This window comes from Burkholderia sp. PvR073 (assembly GCF_054055695.1).
The window spans coordinates 723,593-741,381 of the sequence record NZ_JBSRXO010000001.1 but is presented as its reverse complement, the minus strand read 5'-3'; the positions used below and the strand labels follow the sequence as shown (position 1 = coordinate 741,381).

Below are 17,789 nucleotides of genomic sequence, written 5' to 3'. Positions count from 1 at the left end.
TCAGGTTCCCTTCGTCGTCAATGTGATCGATGGACGCGCGCTCACGCATCGGCGTCGCGCCATTCGTCGCCTTGCAGTTCTGCGTTCGCGTATGCGACGAGCGCGTCGTAGTGGCGATCGCGATCGGCGTCGAACAGCCGGCTCGCAATGCCGCGCGCGAGCCGCTCGGCGCCCGCGCTGATGGCCGGGATATCGCCGGACAGCTTGCCGTGGCTCAGGCTCGCCGCATGGTTGAAGCAGTGGATCCGCGTGATGGCCGCGCACGCGCCGGGCTCGCGCTCCTGGAACGCGAACGCGGGGCCGAGATCGGGCGACTCGGCGAGCTCGTCGAGCCACGCGCCCGCCTCCGGTCGATAGCGATCCTTCCAGCGCCGCACCTGCGCGCCGAACGACGCGAATTCCGCGCGGGTCGTCCAGTCCGAATGAAAGCCGGTCGCGAAGATCAGGAAGTCGACGGTGTAGCGCCCGCGCGGCGTCGTCACGTCGAGTCCGTCCGCGTGTTCGGCAAGCGTCTCGATCGGGTTGCCCGCATGGAAATGCGCATGCCGGTGACGCGACACGCGCAGCACGCTGTCGCGCGGCGGCGGCGTCTGCGACGTCAGCGCGTAATGCATGAAGCGCCATTTCGTCGCGTCGTCGAGATCGGCGTAGCCGTGCACGAGGCCCGGGCTGCCGATGCCCGTCAGCTTGTTGATGCGCGGAATGTCCGCGCGGCGGAAGAACAGGTCGACGCGTGCGGCGCCGGCTTCGAGCGCGGTGCCCGCATTGTCGAACGCGGACGCGCCCGCGCCGACCACGCCGATGCGCTTGCCCGAGAGCGCCGCGAAATCGATCGGCTCGGACGAATGGGCCCAGCGCGTGCGCGGCGCGCGCTGCGCGACGGGCGGCACGTACGGGCCGCCGAGCCCGTCGCGGCCGGTTGCGAGTACCACGTGCCGCGCGAGCAGCGTCTGCGCTTCGCCGTTGCCGCGCACATCGAGTGCGAGCAGGCCGTCGTCGCGCGGACGCAGCGCGACGAGCGTGGTGTCGTTGCGCACCTGCAGGTCGAGCACGCGCCGATACCAGCGCAGGTAGTCCATCCATTGCGTGCGCGGAATCTTGTAGAGCGCGTCCCACGCGTCGCGGCCGTATTGCGCTTCGAACCATGCGCGGAACGTCAGCGCAGGCAGCCCGAGCGCGGGGCCCGCGAGCTGTTTCGGCGAGCGCAGCGTGTCCATCCGCGCGAACGTGACCCACGGGCCTTCGTAGCCGGCCGGCGCACGGTCGATCACGCACTGGTTGTCGATGCCGAGCAGGCGCAGTTCGGCGGAAGCCGCGAGCCCGGCCATGCCGCCGCCGACGATCGCGACGTCGAGCACGCGTGTGCCGTCTGCCTCTCGCGGCGGCACCCACGACGGCGCGGGCAGGTCGAGCCAGCGCAGGTCTTGCGCGAGCCGGGCTTCGAGTGCGTCGAGCGAGGTCGTCATGCGGCCTCCTTGCGCGAACGGCGGGGGCGGGTCGGGCGAGGCGCGGGCGGCGTGCGGCCGCTGCGCAGCCGATCGCCACGCAACAGCGCGTCGTGCGCGGCCGCTTCATGAAAGATCACGTCGTCGAGCAGCGCGCGCGTCGTGCGGCGCAGCGCATCGAGCAGCGCATCGACGGCCGCCGTGCGCGTCTTGCCGGCCGGTGTCGCGACGCCGAACGCGAACGGGATGTCGACGTCGAGCGCTCGCGCGACGACGCCGTCCACCGGCAGCGCGATACCCGTCGCCGGATCGACGATGCCGATCCCGATGCCCGCGCGCGCGGCCATGACCGCATTCAGCGATGCATTGGTTTCGATGAACACGCGCGCGTTGACCCGCGCGGCCGCGAATGCCGCATCGATCCGCTGGCGCAGCCGGTGCCGGTTTGCGACCGTCACGATGCGGCGTTGCGCGAGATCGCGCAGCGCGATGCGTGGCTGCGCCGCGAGCGGGTCGCCGGCGGGCAGCACGGCGACGCACGGCGTCTGCGCGATCCAGTGCACGTCGAGCCCGGCATGCGCCATCGGCAGCGTGACGACGCCGACATCGGCCGTGCCGGCCAGCACCTCGTGGACGACATGTTCGGCCGATTCGCTGCGCAACTGGTAGTGCGGCGCGTGCGCGTGGTCAGGCAGCGCGGCGAGCGCGGCCGGTACGAGCGTGGCCGCGAGCGAAGGTGTCGCCGCGATGCGGACGGGTTCGGCGGTTTCATCGCCGAGCGCCCGTGCGCGTGCCTCGATCGCACGCAGGCCGACCAGCGAGCGTTCGACTTCCTCGTAAAGCAGGAAGGCACGCCGCGTCGGCGTGACGCGCGGGCCGTGCCGGTCGAACAGCGCGTAGCCGAGATCGGCTTCGAGCTCCTGGATCTGCCGCGTGACGGCCGGCTGCGAGCGGCCGAGCAGTTCGCCCGCGCCGGTTACGCTGCCGGCCGACATGACCGCGGAAAAGGCTTCGAGTTGATGCAGCTCCATGACGCGTTCCGATGATGCGATTTGCGCATTGTAGGAGCGCAAGCATGCGTGATTCATATAATGATTCTTGCTATCGACAGCGCAAAAACTTCGAAGCGCCCGATCGTCGCGATGGCCGGTGGTGCGCGCGTGAGCATCGGTAGCGACCGGTGACGTGAACGAAACGCCAATCGAATCAACGCGATGCGATGCATGCCGATGCATCGTGCGACACGGAGTGTGCGGATGGCCGTTCGCGAGCATCACGCGCTTCGCGCCGCGCACGATATCGATATGCGCAAAACTTCGTTGGATCGTCCTGAACCGGATGGTTACATGCCCTCACTCTTTTCGACTGACTGAAGCTGGGGGACGCATGAATGTTTCGGGGAACGACGCACGCGGCGCATGGCGGCGCGTGCTGGGCACGGTGGCGGCGCTCGCTGCCGCATGGGGCTTGTCGACGGGCGGTGCGCTCGCGGCCGGTGTGTCGGGCGAGCCGGTGGTGATCGGCGTGAGCGGGCCGCTCACGGGCCAGGACGCGCAGTACGGCGAGCAATGGAAGCGCGGCTTCGATCTCGCGCTCGACGAGATCAACGGCAGCGGCGGCATTCACGGCCGGCCGCTCGCAGTCGACTTCCAGGACAGCCGCAGCGACCCGCGTCAGGCCGTCGCGATCGCGCAGAAGTTCGTCGCCGATCCGCGCATCGCGATCGAGCTGGGCGATTTCTCCAGCGCGACGTCGATGGCCGCGTCGCCGATCTACCAGCGCGGGCAGCTGACCCAGTTCGGCTTCACGAACTCGCATCCGGACTTCACGAAGGGCGGCGACTATCTGTGGAGCACCGCGCTGAGCCAGGCCGAGGAGCAGCCGCTGCTCGCACGCTACGCGGTGAAGGAACTCGGCTTCAAGCGGATCGCGGTGCTGTACCTGAACACCGACTGGGGCCGCACCAGCAAGGACATCTTCGCGAGGGCGGTGGCCGGGCTCGGCGCGCAGGTCGTCGCGGCCGAAGGCTACCAGCCGACGGAGAAGGATTTCCGTTCGACGCTCGTGCGGATCGGTGAATCGAAGCCCGATTCGATCGTGCTGATCTCGTACTACGCGGACGGCGCGCAGATCGTGCGGCAGGCGCGCACGTCGGGCGTCACGCTGCCGATCGCGGCGGTTGGCTCCGTGTATTCGCCGAAATTCCTCGAGCTGGGCGGCGCGGCCGTCGATGGCGTCTATACGGAATCGAACTTCTTCCCGGCGGAACCGCGCCCCGAGGTGCAGGTGTTCGTGCAGCGCTATCGCGCGAAATTCCATGCCGATCCCGATTCGTTCGTCGCGCGTGCGTACGACGCGCTGATCCTGTCGGCCGAGGTGCTGCGCCGCTACGGCACGACACGCCAGGCCGCGCACGACGGCTTCGCGAAAATCAGCGACGTGCCGAGCGTGATCTTCGGCAAGGTGCGCTTCGATCCGCAGACGCGCCGCGTCGCGGGCGCGCGCACCGTGTATCTGGTCGTGAAGCAGGGGCAGTGGGCGCTATGGGATGGCGCGAAGCCGCAGCTCGCCGCGCGTTGACCCCAGCCCTGAACAGCATGCACGTAACGGACGCATCGTGATGGCTTCCTGGCTCGATTACACGCTCAACGGCCTCATCGTCGGCAACATCTACGCGCTGCTCGCGGTCGGGCTCGCGCTGATCTTCGGCGTGTCGCACCTGATCAACTTCGCGCACGGCTCGGTCTACATGGTCGGCGCGTTCATCGGCTGGCTGTGCCTGACGCGCTTCGGGCTGCCGCTGCCGGTCGCGCTTGCCGCGGTCGTCATCGGTTGCGGCGCGCTCGGCGTCGCGATCGAACGGATCGGGCTGCGGCCGCTGCGGCACGCGGCACGCATCGCGCCGCTGCTCGCGACGATCGGCATCAGTTTCATCCTCGACCAGCTCGCGCAGCTTGCATTCGGCGCGGACCCGCGCGCGGTGCCGACGCCGCTGCCCGACTGGCATCTGCGAATTGCCGGCGCAACGCTCGGCTCGCTCGACCTGCTGATCGCGGGCATCGGCATCGCGGCGGCCGCGTTGCTGTACGGCTTCCTGCGATTCACGCGGCTCGGCTGGGCCGTGCGCGCGACCGCGCAGGATCGCGACGCGGCGCTGCAGATGGGTGTCGACGTCGATCGCGTGAACCAGACCGTGTTCGCGATCGCATGCGCGCTCGGCGGCGTGAGCGGGCTGCTGGTCGGCATGTACTACAACAGCATCGATCCGGCGATGGGCTTCCAGGCAACGCTGAAGGGCGTGGTCGCGCTGCTGATCGGCGGGCTCGGCAACGTGCCGGGCGCGATTGCCGGGAGCCTGCTGCTCGGCCTCGTCGAAAGCTATGGCGTCGCGCTGTTCGGCACCAGCTATCGCGACCTGTTCGCGTTCGGGCTGCTGATCGTATTCCTCGTATGGCGGCCGAACGGGCTGTTCAGCGCGAACCGCGCGCTGCCGCCCGAGCCGATGACGGGGACCTTCCTCGCGGCCGCGAAGGCCGTGCGCGCGCCGCGCCCGGTACTTGTCGTACTGATCGTGGCGGCGGCCGTGCTGCCGTGGCTCGGTGCATCGCCGTACGTGTTGCAGACGCTGACCAACGCGTGGCTGTACGGGCTGCTCGCGCTGAGCCTCACGCTCGTCGCGGGCACGGTCGGGCAGATCTCGCTCGGCCACGCGGCGCTGCTCGTGATCGGCGCGTATGCGTCGGCGCTGCTGTCGTCGGATCTCGGCTGGTCGCCGGCCGTGACGATCCCGTGCGCGGGCGTCATCACCGCCGTGCTCGGCACGTTGCTCGTCTATCCGGCGTTCCGGCTGCGCGGGCATTACGTGTCGATCGCGACGCTCGGCATCGGCGAAGTGGTGAGCCTCGTGATCCTGAACTGGGACGGCCTCACGCGCGGCCCGCTCGGCATCACCGGCATCGCGCCGCTGCCGTGGGCGACGACCGCGCGTGCCGCGTACTGGTTCACGTTCGCGGTGCTCATCGTGTTCGCGCTCGTGCAGGTGCGGCTGCTGCGTTCGCATCTCGGCCGCACGCTGCGCGCGGTGCGCGAGGATGATGTCGCCGCCCGTGCGCACGGCATCGCGCCGAACCGCTACAAGGCGATCGCGTTCGCGGTCGGCGGCGTCGCGGCCGGCGTGAGCGGCGGGATCGCCGCGCACCTGTACAGCTACATCAATCACCAGACCTTCGATTCGCAGGTGTCGATCCTCGCGCTGACGATGGTGATCCTCGGCGGGCTCGGCAACGTGCTCGGCGGCATCGCCGGCGCGATTGCGCTGATCGGCCTGCCCGAGCTGTTCCGCTGGGCGGCCGACTACCGGATGCTGATCTACGGCCTCGTGCTGCTGCTGCTCGTCCGGTTCCGGCCGCAGGGCGTGCTCGGCACGGTGTGAGGAGATACGCGATGACCACGACCCGACCCCTGCTCGACGTGCAGGGCCTGACGCGCCGCTTCGACGGCGTGACCGCGCTCGACGGCGCGAGCCTGACGCTCGCCGACGGCGAGCTGCTGAGCGTGATCGGCCCGAACGGTGCGGGCAAGTCGACGCTGTTCAACCTGATCGCGGGCGCCGACCGGCCCGATGCCGGCCGAGTGACGTTCGACGGCCGCGACATCACGGGCACGGCGCCCGAACGGCTCGCGGCGCTCGGCATCGCGCGCACGTTCCAGCACGGCCGCGTGTTCGGCAACCTGAGCGTGCTCGACAACGTGCTGATCGGCGCGCATGCGCGGCTGCGTGCGGCGCGGCCGGGCTGGCCCGTGCTCGGCGCGGCGGCCGAGGTGTGGCGCGCGCTCGTGCGGCCCGCGTCGGTGCGGCGCGAGGAAGCCGAACTGCGCGAAGAGGCGCGCGCGATCGTCGCCGGGTTCGGCGAGCGGCTGACGCCGCGCATCGATCATCCGGCGCACAGCCTGTCGTATGCGAACCGGCGGCGTGTGGAGATTGGCCGCGCGCTTGCGCTGCATCCGCGCCTGCTGCTGCTCGACGAACCGACGGCCGGGATGAACGAGACGGAAACGGCCGAGATGCTGCAACTGATCCAGTCGCTGAAGGCGCGCGGCCTGACGATCCTGCTGATCGAGCACAAGCTCGAACTCGTGATGCGCGTGTCCGACCGCGTGGTGGTGCTCGACAACGGCGTGAAGATCGCCGAAGGCGCGCCGCGCGACGTGCGGCACGACCCGCGCGTGATCGAGGCGTACCTCGGCCGCCGCCATGCGGGCGGCGCGCCGGCCGACCGCGCAGCACAGGCGGCCGCATGACCGCACTTTCTTCCGGACCCGACACGACCATGACCGATGCGCTGCTGAAACTCGAACACCTCGACACGTTCTACGGGCCGGTGCAGGTGCACTTCGACGTGAACTTCGAAGTCGGCCGCGGGCAGATCGTCAGCCTGCTTGGCGGCAATGCGAGCGGCAAGTCGACGACGATGAAGCTGATTCTCGGGCTGATGCGGCCGCGCCGCGGCGTCGTGCGCTTCGACGGCGACGACGTGACCGCGCTCGCGACGCCGCAGCGCGTGCGGCGCGGGATCGCGGCCGTGCCGGAGGCGCGGCGGCTGTTCGGCGACATGAGCGTGCGCGAGAACCTGCTGATGGGGGCATACACGCGTGGCGACCGCACGGCGGTGGCGGAAGACTACGAGCGCGTGCTCGACCTGTTTCCGCGTGTGCGCGAGCGGCTGACGCAGCGCGCGGGCACGCTGTCGGGCGGCGAGCAGCAGATGCTTGCGATGGCGCGGGCGCTGATGGCACGACCGAAGCTGATCTGCATGGACGAGCCGACGATGGGGCTGTCGCCGCTCTACGTCGACAAGGTGCTCGAACTGATCGACGCGATCAACCGGCAGGGCGTGACCGTGTTCATGGTCGAGCAGAACGCGAGCCTCGCGCTGGAAATCGCGCATTACGGGTACGTGCTGCAGACGGGGCGTGTCGTGCTCGAAGGGCCTGCGAAGGCACTGCTCGACGATGAGCGTGTGCGCGATGCCTATCTAGGTGGCGAAGCGGTGGCGGCGTAGCCGGCGTGGCTGATGGCGGCGCCCGGATGCGAGCATCGCGAAAGACCGCGATGTACACCGAATTGTCGGGTAGATTAGCGCTCAGTCACCGTCACTGCCATCGGGAGCGCCGCGCCATGTTGACCTACGCCATTCAGAAAGCCGGCTACGAATTCGATCAACTCGATCCGCAAGGTGTGACCGATTATGCGTCGTTCGTTCGTGCATTCGACGCATTCCCGTGGGCGTCGCAGCATGCCGAATGGGACGATACGCAGGACGGTCCGTTGCCGGCCCTCGTGCTGCAGCAGGCCGACGATCAGCGGGAATTGTGGGTGACCGCGCTGAGCGACGCGCATCCGGACGGCTTCCAGCTGAATGTCGTCTCCATGCGGATGAAGAAGGGGCTGTTCGGGATCGGCAAGGGGAAGCTGGAGCAGCAGGTCGACACGATCGACGTCGACTCGCGCGCGGACGTCGACACGTTGTGTCGTCTTTTCTGCGATCGTCAGTATGACGAGCTGGACCGGCTGGTCGCGCGGCACGCCGAGCGCAATCGCTTCGACGACGACAGCGACCGCGACGATTGATCGCCTGCCGCGCATGAGCCGGCGCAGGTTCGCCTGTTCATGCCTTTTCTGCTTCAGCCCCCGCCGCGTGCGGAAACGTCAGCACCACCGCAAACCCGCCCGCATCAGGAAACGCGAACCCGACGCGCCCGCCGTGCGCCTTCATCACTTCCTGCACGATCGCGAGCCCGAGACCCGACCCGGTGCGGCGTTCGGTGCCGTCCGGCGCGATCCGCACGAACGGCTGCAACGCCGCGTCCCAATGCTCGCGTGGAATCCCGCGCCCGTTGTCGGTGACGGTCAGCGTTACGGCATCATCGCTGTTGCCCGCGGTCGCGACCGACACGACGATATCGTCCGCATGCCCATGCAGCAGCGCATTGTGCAGCACGTTCGACAACGCCTCCTGCAGACTGATTGCGTCGCCGTCGATCCACGCATGCGGTGAATCGCTCGCGAATGCGACGGCCACGTCGCGCTCGTCCGCGAGCGGAATCGCGCGGCCGAGCACGTCCTTCGCGAGCGCGACGAGTTCGACCGGTTGCAGCGGCACGGCCTCGGTACGATGGATCACCATCGCATGGTTGAGCAACTGCCCGGTGAGCCGCCCGACATCCGCGCTGGTCGCACGCAACGCATCGAGCCGCGCCGCATGACGCGCGGGATCGACCTCGCCGTCGAGCAGTTCGATCTGCGCGTCGAGCCGCGCGAGCGGCGTGCGCATCTGGTGCGCGGCGTCGGCGATGAAGCGCTGCATCGCGTTGATCCGCTCGGCCAGGCGGTGCATCAGCCCGTTGATCGACCCGATGATCGCGTCGATCTCGCTCGGCGTATCGACGGCCACCGGCCGCAAATCGGCCGGGTCGCGCGCGGCGATGATCGTGCCGATCTGCGCGAGCGGGCGCAGCCCGCGCCGGATCGCGAGGCCGCTCGCGCCGATCGCGAGCACGCTCATCAGCAGGATCAGCGTCCACACCTTGATGCTCATGTCGTTGGTCAACTGCTGCCGCGCGTTGGTGGTTTGCGCAACCGTCACGAGCGCCCAGCCGGGCGTGCTTTCCTCGGGCATGTAGCGCGCGATCGTCGCGGTGCGGATCCGGTGTCCCTGGTAGACGGCGTTCGCGAACGCGGGGCCCTGCTTCGCGGCGGCGAGCGTCGCGGAGCTCGCGAGATCGTTGTAGCCGGCCACCACGACGCCGCGCGAATCGACGACCTTGTAGTAGACGAGGTCGTAGCGCGACAGCGTCGACAACGCGGCGACTGGCGGATTCAGCGCGAGCACGCCGCCTTGCACGTACAGGTTCTCCGCGACCTGGATCGATGCGCCCGCAAGCAACTGGTCGTATGCGCGCTCGGCCGCGACGCCCGCGTAGTAGCGCGCGATCACCGCGAGGGCGAGCGCGCCGGTCGCGACGACGAGCGCGATGAACAGCAGCGTGCGCCCGAACAGCGTCTTCGGGAACCAGTCAATGCGCGGCAATCTGATACCCCATCCCGCGCGCGGTGCGGATCTCGACCGAGCTGCCCTGCAGCTTCCTGCGCACGCGCGTCACGTATTGTTCGACCGCGTTCGCGCTCGGCTCGTTGCCGAAGCTGAACAGCTGGTTCAGCAGCTCGTCCTTCGAGAAGATCCGCTGCGGACGGCTCGCGAGGATCTCGAGCAGCGCGAATTCCTGGCGCGACAGCGACAGCGGCTGGCCGTCGAGTTCCGCGAGGCGGCTGCTGCGATCGATCACGAGGCCGCCGAGCGTCAGCACGTCGTTCGCATGGCCGCTGTTGCGGCGCAGCAGCGCCTGCACGCGCGCATCGAGCTCGCGGTAGTCGAACGGCTTCACGAGATAGTCGTCGGCGCCGAAGCCGAGGCCGCTCACGCGGTCGTCGATCGCCGAGCGCGCGGTGACGAGCAGCACCGGCGTCGTGCTGCCCGACGCGCGCAGGTTGCGCAGCACCGCGAAGCCGTCGAGCCCAGGCAGGTTCGCATCGAGCACGACGAGGTCGAAGCGCTCGATGCGCAGCAGGCTGTTCGCGGTCGAACCGTCGGTTTCGAGATCGACGGCATGGCCGAGCCGCGCGAGGCGGCTGCGGATCGCCGCGCCGATTTCGGCATCGTCCTCCACGACGAGAATGCGCATGGTGCCGTTTGCAGGTAGAGGGTTAGGGGTTTTCCCGGGGCCGGGATGTCAGCATTTTCTCAGACTCGCTCGATAACCTGTGTTCAGCCGGAACAAGCGATGACGGCATTAATACCAGAGGAGACGGCAACATGCAGCATGTCATGGGCACGACGAAGGCGCGGCGCAATGCACGGCCGATTGCACGGCGCAATGCACGGCGAGGTGTGACGCCGGCTGCCGCGTGGCCGCTTGCCGTGCGCCGCACGCACGCGTGCGCATGACGACGTCGCCGCGCCGCCGCGCATTGCTCGCCGCCGGCCTCGGTGCGTTCGCCGCGCCGTCGCTGGTGCGCTCGAAGCCGCGCACGGTGCGAATCTCGAAAGGCTATGGCGTGCTGTACCTGCCGCTGCTCGTGATGGAGAAGCAGCGCCTGTTCGAGCGGCACGCGGCGCGGCACGGCCTGCGCGACCTCGCGCTCGACTGGGTGCTGCTCGACGGCGGCAATTCCGTCAACGACGCGATGATGGCCGGCACGCTCGACTTCGCGGGGGCCGGCGCGCCGGGCTTCATCGAGCTGTGGGCGCGGGCGCGCGGGATTCCGAACGTCGAGGTGATCGGCATCAGCGGCTTGTCGACGACATCGCTGTCGCTCAATGCGAACCGTCCGGGCCTCGCGTCGCTGCGCGACTTCACGCCGTCCGACCGGATCGCGGTGCCGGGCATCCGCACGTCGCTGTCGGCGGTCGTGCTGCAGATGGTCGCGAGCCGGCAGCTGGGTGCGAAGCATTTCGCGCAGCTCGATTCGATCACCGTGAACCTGCCGCATCCGCAGGCGATGCAGGCGCTGATCCGCCGCGAGAACGGCGTGACGGCGCACTTCACGTCGCCGCCGTTCTCGACGCTCGAATTGCGGCAGCCGGGCATTCATCGCGTGGTGAATTCGGTCGACGTGCTCGGCCCCATGACGCTCGACGTCGTGTTCGCGCCGAAGCGGCTCGTCGATGCGGAGCCTGCGCTGGCCGCGGCGTTTCTCGGCGCGCTCGACGAAGCGAACCGCCTGATCGTGCAGGATCCGCGTGCGGCGGCCGCGCTGTATGCAGCGTCGTCGGGTGTCGGCGTATCGCACGACGACATGATACGGATGCTCGCCGCGCCGGACACGCGGTTCTCGGTATGGCCGAACCAGCTGATGGACTACGTCGAGTTCCTGTACCTCGCCGGCACGATCAAGGCCAAGCCGCGCGCGTGGCACGAGATGTTCGCGCCGATGCTCGACGACTACCGGGCACGCTGAGCGCCGCCGATCCACGATTTCATCGACCTGCACCGCGCCTGCGCGTTCGTTGCGCGCGGCGCCGATTCAACCGACAAGCAACCGATTCACGGAGGAGCCCCCAATGAATGCCACCGAAACCCTGGACCCCGCGTCCGCCGAAGAGCAGCGCGTCATGTCGAAGATCGCGCGGCGCCTGCTGCCCATCCTCGTCGTGATGTTCCTGATCGCGTTCATCGACCGGCAGAACGTCGGCTTCGCGAAGCTGCAGATGGTGCACAGCCTCGGGATGACGGAAGCCGCGTTCGGGCTCGCGTCGTCGCTGTTCTTCATCGGCTACCTGCTGTTCGAGGTGCCGAGCACGCTCGCGCTGCATCGCTACGGCGCCCGTGTGTGGCTCGCGCGGATCATGCTGACGTGGGGCCTCATCACCGTGCTGATGGGCTTCACGACGTCGATGCCGGCGTTCTGCTCGCTGCGCTTCCTGCTCGGCATCGCCGAGGCCGGCTTCTATCCGGGCGTGATCTACTACCTGACGCTGTGGTTTCCGCAGAGCTATCGCGCGAAGGTGCTCGGCATCTTCACGCTCGGCAGCGCGCTCGCCAACATGCTCGGGTCGCTGGTCGGCGGCGTGCTGCTGAGCCTGAACGGCGTGTGGGGCCTCGCGGGCTGGCAATGGGTGTTCGTGGCGACGGGCATCCCGGCCGTGATCGTCGCGATCGTCGTGTTCCGCGTGTTGCCGGCCTCGTTCCGCGAGGCGTCGTTCCTCGACGAACGCGAGAAGCAGATCGTCGCGGCCGCACTGGAGCGCGAGAAGCCGGCGCATGCCGAGCACGGCCAGCCGTGGAAGGCGCTGCTCGATCCGCGCGTGATGCTGTTCGCGGCGACCTACATGCTGATGTCGACGTCGCTGTACGGCGTCACGTACTGGTTGCCGACGCTCGTGAAATCGTTCGGCGTGTCGAGCACCATGAACGGTTTCCTGAGCATGCTGCCGTGGGCGCTCGCGGTGCTGCTGCTGGTGTGGCTGCCGTCGAAGCTGCGCCGCGCGAAGAGCATCCTGCGCACGATCGCGATCGTCGCGGCGCTCGGCGCGCTTGGCTTTCTGCTGAGCCTCGTGCTGCCGTCGACGCCGCTGCGCTTCATCGCGCTCGTGCTCGGCGGCGCGTGCATCCCGTTGCTGTATCCGTGCTTCTGGTCGATGCCGCCGCGCTACTTCACCGGCGCGCGCGCGGCGGCGAGTGTCGCGGCGATCAACTCGATCGGCAACCTCGGCGGCTTCTTCAGCCAGAACCTGATGCCGTTCGCGGGCAAGGTGACGGGCACCGCGTTCGGGCCGATGATCGTGCCGATCGTGTGTCTCGCGCTGCTCGGGATCGGCGCGCTGGTCGCGTGGACGCGCTCGGAGCGGGGGATGGTGGCGGCGCGGGTGTGATGTGCTACCGTGCATGCGGTTTGAATGCACGGAGATAGCAATGAAGACTGCGGCGATGTGCGCGCTTCGAGTCGATCAGACATTACTCGAGGAAGCGCAAACCGTATTGGCGGAAAACGAGACGCTGTCTGCGTTCGTCGAATCGACGCTGCGCGCTGCGATTGCACGCCGGCGCTCGCAGCGCGAGTTTGTCGCGCGCGGCGTGTTGTCGGCTGAGGAGGCGCGGCGCACCGGTGAATACGTCGACGCCGCAGAAGTCCAGGTCGAACTTGGGACGATGCTGAAAGCGGCGCGTGCAGCGAAGATAACGGGTTAGACGATTGGCGTCGATCGACGCGCCCGGTCGAACCCGTCACGATCCTTGCCGGTCGGCACAAGCGGGAAGGCAACTACCACTGATGCTCACCGCGGCGGCATTCCGCCGCCGCTTCCTTGACCGCCTTACCCCTGCGTCCGCGACGTCCCCCGTCCATCATGCGCGATCGCCACATGCGCGGACGCCACCGGAATATCCACCTCCACCTTCGTCCCTTCGCCCAGCGTCGTATCGATCCGCAGCGTGCCGCCGACGAGATACGCACGCTCGCGCAGGCCGACCAGCCCGAACGATCCCGATTTGCGCGGCACACCGGGATCGAAGCCCGCACCGTCGTCGCGAATCGTCAGCGCGATCGTCTCGTCCCGGTACACGAGTTCCACGGTCGCGCTCGACGCGGCCGCGTGCCGCGCGACGTTCGCGAGCGCTTCCTGCGCGATGCGGAACACGGCGGTCGCATACGGTTCGTCGAGCTGCAGCTCGCTCGGCTCGACGTGCAGTGCGCACGCCATGCCGTGACGGTGCCGGAAATCCTCCACGAGCCATTGCATCGCGGCCGCGAACCCGAGGTCGTCGAGCATCAGCGGGCGCAGGTCGGATGCAATGCGTCGCGTGGCCGTCACCGCGCCGCGCGCGAGCGTATGCATCGCCGCGATCTTGCGCGCCAGCGGCGCATCGTCCTGCGGCACGTGATCGAGCAGCCATTCGAGATCGTTCTTCAGCGTCGCGAGCGTCTGCGCGAGTTCGTCGTGCAGTTCGCGCGCGATGCGGCGCTGCTCGGCCTCGCGTGCGCTCGCGCTGATCGCCGCGATCTCGCGCAGCTCCTCGCGTGACGCCTGCAGCGCCCGCTCCGCGCGCACGCGCTCCTCGACTTCGCGCCGCAAGTCGCGGTTCGACGCGCTCAACTGCGCGGTGCGGGCCGCGACGCGCTGCTCGAGCCGTTCGTTCGCGTCGTTGAGCTGCGCGCTCTTCTGCACGATGAGCAGGTGCTGATAGCGCGCGCCGGCGAGCGCACGCACCGTCTGCGCATGCAGCCGGCCGTTCTCGAACAGCAGCGCGAACAGCACGACGCCCGACGCGACGAGGCCGTAGGTCCGCCCCGCGTAGAAGCCCAGGTCGAAGCGCCCGTGGTTCAGCATCGACGACAACGCGATGTCGAACAGCCACGCGACGAGCACGATCATCACCCACAGGTCGAGCACGGAATGGCGCCGCCGCTGCCGCCACATCAGCACGAGTGCGGCCAGGTTCAACGCCCAGACGACCGTGATCGCGGTCGTCATCGTCGCGGCCATCCGGTTGCCCTGCATGATGCGCGGCAGCAGGTCATGGCCGGCGGTCGCGAGCAGCGCGAGCGCGCCGGTCGCGCCGGCCGTCATGACGATGCAGAGCAGCAGCGGAAGCGTCGCGCGGCGCCGCTCGAGCGACGGCGGGTGGGCCCGCGGCGTCGCGCGCAGCAGCACGTACGCGGCGACCGCCAGCGGAAAGCCGCCGTGCCAGAACAGATAAAGCCACGCAGTGGTCTGTTCGCCCGCGCCGAGCAGGCCCGTCGGCGTGAACAGCCCCGGAAAGGTCAGCATGTGCGTGCCGGCCATGAAACCCGTGAACAGGTAGCCGGCCGCGAGCGCGAGCAGCGATTTCTCGCGCAGGATCGCGTACTGGCCGAGCAGCAGGCCAGCCGTCACCATGTCGTTGATGACGATCGCCGACTGGTACACGGGAATGAAGCCCCACACGCGAGCAAGCGGTATGCCCGCGAACGGCGCGAGGGCGACGAAGATCACGGCCGACACGATCACCATCGCGATCGCGAGCCGCCGCTCCTGCCGGCCGGGCGGCAGCGACGACATGAACAGGTGCGACGGATCCGGCGCGTCGTCGTCGGTGGCTGCGGCGCGCACGCGGAACGGGGGCGTCATGCGTCGTCGACGCCGAGGTCGAGATCGTGGCGCACCGCGTAGCGCACCAGCGCGGCTTCGTGCGGCAGCTCCATCTTCTCGAGGATGCGCGTCTTGTAGGTGCTGACCGTCTTCGCGCTCAGCGTGAGTTCCGACGCGATCCGCGTGACCGTCTGGCCCGCGACGATGCGGCGCATCACGTCGAGTTCGCGCGCGGACAACCGTTCGTGCGGCAGCATTTCGACCGGCGCGCGCAGCGTGCGCGCGAGGCTTTCGGCCGCCTGCGGGCTCACGTAGACGCCGCCCGCCGCGACCTTCGTGACGGCCTGGACGAGCTCGGCGGTCGCGCTGTCCTTCGTCAGGTAGCCGGTCGCGCCGGCCTTGAACGCGCGCGCGGCGTATTGCGCCTCCGCATGCATCGTCAGCACCAGCATGCGCAGCGACGGCGCGCGCGTCTTGACGAGCCGGATCAGCTCGATACCGGTCGGCCCGGGCATCGACAGGTCGAGCAGCAGCACGTCGGCGGCGCCACGCTCGGCCAGCGCGAGCGCGGCCGCGCCGTCGCTCGCCTCGCCGACGATTTCGAAACCGCCGGCCGTTTCCAGGATGTGACGCAGTCCGTCCCGCATGACTGCGTGATCGTCAGCCAGAATTATCCTGATCACTAGCGTTCCTCTTCGGGATGCCGCCGCGGGCTGTTCCGCCGGTTGCCGCCGCGGCCGTTCTTCTGACCAATATATTCCGCCGAAGCCGGAAAAGGTGCACCTTCGGGAAATTTTTGAGACGTTGAGGTGTGGAGTGTGTCTCGAAACGAAATAATCAGCGTGAAATGGTACAGGCGATAGGGCCAGATGGGGCGGGTATTCCCGACGCGTCGTTGCCGTCCGGCGGCCGGTGTGTGTCGCGGACCGCCCTGATTCAGAGATAAACTGGTGCCCGATTGCACTGTCGCGATCCGAGGAGCCTCCACGATGATCGAACTCGCCGACATCCTGCCGTCCGCGCTGCCCGACGCCGTCGCGTGGGCCGACGCGCAGGCGGCGCACGGGCTCGCGCAGGGCGTGCCGCTCACGCCCGCGCAGGCCGACGACGCGCGTACCGTGGGCGTCGCGCAACCGGAGCGGATCCGCGTCGTGGTCGGCGACCGCCTGCCGTTTCCCGACACGCCGGCGCTGGCCGCGATCGCGCGCGACACCGGGCTGCTGTGGCCGGGAACGATCGGCCTCACGCTCGGCCATGCGGTGTTCGTGCTGCGCGGCCACGACACGCGGCGCCTGCTCACGCATGAGTTCCGCCATGTGCATCAGTACGAGGAAGCCGGGTCGATCGGCGCGTTTCTCGCGCGCTACCTGCACGAGATCGCGACCGTCGGCTACCACGATGCGCCGCTCGAGGCCGATGCGCGGCAGCACGAGTTCGACTGACGCCACCGGCCCGCACGAACACACACACCCTCCGTTGACGTCGTCACCCGCCTAAAGGCAGGAGATTCCCACACCTGGCGATGCACGTCCGCATCGGAGAATGTTCAGCGCAGCGTTGATATCTCGATCATGCACGACACCACAGCCATCGCAGGCCCACTCTCTCATTCGCAGTCCCGCGATACCTTTCGGCCGCGTCGTGCTGTCTTTCGACCCGCACGCCGAACAGGACTGGGTGGAACCGCTTTCGTCGACTTCCTCGAACGTGGCCCCGTGCGCCATCGCCTTGTAACGGAGCTTGTTTCGGAAGGACGACCAGGATGCGTCGTAGACGCTTTTCGCCATCCTGGTTCTGGCAAGTTTGGCGGCAGATACGTTGCCGACCGCGATGTAATCGAAACGCCGCACCAGATCGAGCGCGAGCTTGTGCTGGAAATCGGCACGGGCATTCGCCACTTTGGCGTGCAACTTCGCGATATGCCGCTTGTGCTTTCGCGCCCGTTGCGCTTTCGCCAGTTTCTCCGCCGCGCGTCGGCCGAATCGGTCATTGGGCAGCTTCTCGCCGGTCGAAAGTGTGGCGAAGTCTTTCAGGCCGAGATCGATGCCGACACCCGAACGGATCGGGCGGGCCTGAACATCGGGCATCTCGATCACGATGTTGAGAAACCAGTTGCCACGCGCATCCTGCGCAAAGTTGGTCCCGTCCTTGATCTTGCCTTCGGGAAGCGGGCGGCTGTTGAACACGCGAAACGTGTTGCCGGCGAAGCGAAACGCATCGCCTTCGCGCTTCAGGTCACGCCCCTTCAGCGGCACCCAGCCAAGCGACTTCCTGCCGCGATAGCGCAGGTAGGGCCGACGGTGCTGACTGCGCGACTTCGCGTATTGCTCGCACGTTGCATTGACCGTGCCGGAGTGAATGCCGAGCGCCTTGCTGCTGCCGGTCGTCAGCACGTTCAGATCGAATCCCGTCGGCCACTTCTTGCTCCACTTGAGCGCGTGCTTCTGCGTGTCGTTGCAGAAGTTCCAGACGTAGTCCACCGCTCGGCTCTGCTTGTTGAGCAGTCCGTTGAGCGACTTCACCCGGTAGCGGTAGACAAGAATCATGCCGGTGATCCTAACCCGTGGAAGAAGCTGCCTGTCAACAGCAATCCTTTCCTTCCCGCCATCCGCCCCGAAGGAAGTCCCCTTGGGGGAAATGGCGGGGTTTCTCGGAGCAAATTCTGATGAACCTTCCCCACGCCATGGCCGGCCCGGTGCGGACACGCCGCGCCGCC

Annotated in this window: 17 protein-coding genes; 10 read left to right on the top strand and 7 right to left on the bottom strand. The window is 68.3% G+C overall.

Features of this window, described 5'->3' with window-relative positions:
* Window positions 1–41: 41 nt before the first annotated feature.
* Entirely contained in the window at window positions 42–1,466 is a 1,425-nt protein-coding gene (locus ACVK00_RS03250) for an NAD(P)-binding domain-containing protein (protein WP_284891492.1), read from the bottom strand.
* Complete coding sequence (locus tag ACVK00_RS03245) at window positions 1,463–2,476, bottom strand: LysR family transcriptional regulator (RefSeq protein WP_284891493.1); 1,014 nt, start codon at window positions 2,474–2,476, stop codon at window positions 1,463–1,465. The genes ACVK00_RS03250 and ACVK00_RS03245 overlap by 4 nt, the downstream gene beginning before the upstream one ends.
* Window positions 2,477–2,831: 355 nt before the next feature.
* Here ACVK00_RS03245 and ACVK00_RS03240 point away from each other — a divergent pair, with 355 nt between their 5' ends.
* The 5 genes from ACVK00_RS03240 to ACVK00_RS03220 all read left to right on the top strand — a co-directional run bounded on the left by ACVK00_RS03240 (window position 2,832) and on the right by ACVK00_RS03220 (window position 8,076).
* Window positions 2,832–4,025, top strand: a complete 1,194-nt coding sequence (locus tag ACVK00_RS03240) for an ABC transporter substrate-binding protein (protein ID WP_284891494.1) — start codon at window positions 2,832–2,834, stop codon at window positions 4,023–4,025.
* 40 nt (window positions 4,026–4,065) lie between these two features.
* Entirely contained in the window at window positions 4,066–5,877 is a 1,812-nt protein-coding gene (locus ACVK00_RS03235) for an ABC transporter permease (protein ID WP_284891495.1), read from the top strand.
* An 11-nt stretch (window positions 5,878–5,888) separates the two neighbouring features.
* Entirely contained in the window at window positions 5,889–6,746 is an 858-nt protein-coding gene (locus ACVK00_RS03230; RefSeq protein ID WP_284891496.1) for an ABC transporter ATP-binding protein, read from the top strand.
* Window positions 6,743–7,507 carry an ABC transporter ATP-binding protein gene (locus tag ACVK00_RS03225; RefSeq protein ID WP_043178306.1) on the top strand — a complete coding sequence of 255 codons (765 nt, stop codon included), beginning with the start codon at window positions 6,743–6,745 and terminating at the stop codon, window positions 7,505–7,507. The genes ACVK00_RS03230 and ACVK00_RS03225 overlap by 4 nt, the downstream gene beginning before the upstream one ends.
* Window positions 7,508–7,623: 116 nt before the next feature.
* On the top strand, window positions 7,624–8,076 hold the full coding sequence (locus ACVK00_RS03220) for a hypothetical protein (protein ID WP_284891508.1): 453 nt from the start codon (window positions 7,624–7,626) through the stop codon (window positions 8,074–8,076).
* A 37-nt stretch (window positions 8,077–8,113) separates the two neighbouring features.
* Here the strand turns inward: ACVK00_RS03220 and ACVK00_RS03215 are convergent, their stop codons facing one another.
* Both ACVK00_RS03215 and ACVK00_RS03210 read right to left on the bottom strand, forming a co-directional pair.
* Window positions 8,114–9,535 carry a sensor histidine kinase gene (locus ACVK00_RS03215; protein WP_228909067.1) on the bottom strand — a complete coding sequence of 474 codons (1,422 nt, stop codon included), beginning with the start codon at window positions 9,533–9,535 and terminating at the stop codon, window positions 8,114–8,116.
* On the bottom strand, window positions 9,522–10,187 hold the full coding sequence (locus tag ACVK00_RS03210; protein ID WP_228909069.1) for a response regulator transcription factor: 666 nt from the start codon (window positions 10,185–10,187) through the stop codon (window positions 9,522–9,524). Before ACVK00_RS03210 ends, ACVK00_RS03215 begins: the two co-directional genes overlap by 14 nt.
* Window positions 10,188–10,318: 131 nt before the next feature.
* On the opposite strand from ACVK00_RS03210, the gene ACVK00_RS03205 reads away from it, so the two are divergent.
* From ACVK00_RS03205 to ACVK00_RS03190, 4 genes are all read left to right on the top strand, one after another.
* Window positions 10,319–10,450: a hypothetical protein gene (locus tag ACVK00_RS03205; RefSeq protein WP_354123189.1), complete on the top strand. Its 132-nt coding sequence runs from the start codon at window positions 10,319–10,321 to the stop codon at window positions 10,448–10,450.
* Window positions 10,447–11,463, top strand: a complete 1,017-nt coding sequence (locus tag ACVK00_RS03200; protein WP_284891500.1) for an ABC transporter substrate-binding protein — start codon at window positions 10,447–10,449, stop codon at window positions 11,461–11,463. The genes ACVK00_RS03205 and ACVK00_RS03200 overlap by 4 nt, the downstream gene beginning before the upstream one ends.
* 103 nt (window positions 11,464–11,566) lie before the next feature.
* Window positions 11,567–12,877: an MFS transporter gene (locus ACVK00_RS03195; protein ID WP_284891501.1), complete on the top strand. Its 1,311-nt coding sequence runs from the start codon at window positions 11,567–11,569 to the stop codon at window positions 12,875–12,877.
* 40 nt (window positions 12,878–12,917) lie between these two features.
* Window positions 12,918–13,193, top strand: coding sequence for a YlcI/YnfO family protein (locus ACVK00_RS03190; protein ID WP_011660247.1), 276 nt, complete (start codon window positions 12,918–12,920; stop codon window positions 13,191–13,193).
* A gap of 125 nt (window positions 13,194–13,318) precedes the next feature.
* Here ACVK00_RS03190 and ACVK00_RS03185 read toward each other — a convergent pair whose 3' ends face one another.
* Window positions 13,319–15,112: a sensor histidine kinase gene (locus ACVK00_RS03185; RefSeq protein ID WP_284891503.1), complete on the bottom strand. Its 1,794-nt coding sequence runs from the start codon at window positions 15,110–15,112 to the stop codon at window positions 13,319–13,321.
* On the bottom strand, window positions 15,109–15,756 hold the full coding sequence (locus tag ACVK00_RS03180; protein ID WP_006755807.1) for a response regulator: 648 nt from the start codon (window positions 15,754–15,756) through the stop codon (window positions 15,109–15,111). Before ACVK00_RS03180 ends, ACVK00_RS03185 begins: the two co-directional genes overlap by 4 nt.
* 306 nt (window positions 15,757–16,062) lie before the next feature.
* Here ACVK00_RS03180 and ACVK00_RS03175 point away from each other — a divergent pair, with 306 nt between their 5' ends.
* The gene (locus tag ACVK00_RS03175) at window positions 16,063–16,515 is read left to right on the top strand and encodes a hypothetical protein (protein ID WP_228909083.1); all 453 of its coding nucleotides are present in this window, start codon (window positions 16,063–16,065) and stop codon (window positions 16,513–16,515) included.
* 51 nt (window positions 16,516–16,566) lie between these two features.
* Here the strand turns inward: ACVK00_RS03175 and ACVK00_RS03170 are convergent, their stop codons facing one another.
* The gene (locus tag ACVK00_RS03170; RefSeq protein WP_354123304.1) at window positions 16,567–17,619 is read right to left on the bottom strand and encodes an RNA-guided endonuclease InsQ/TnpB family protein; all 1,053 of its coding nucleotides are present in this window, start codon (window positions 17,617–17,619) and stop codon (window positions 16,567–16,569) included.
* Window positions 17,620–17,789 lie beyond the last annotated feature (170 nt).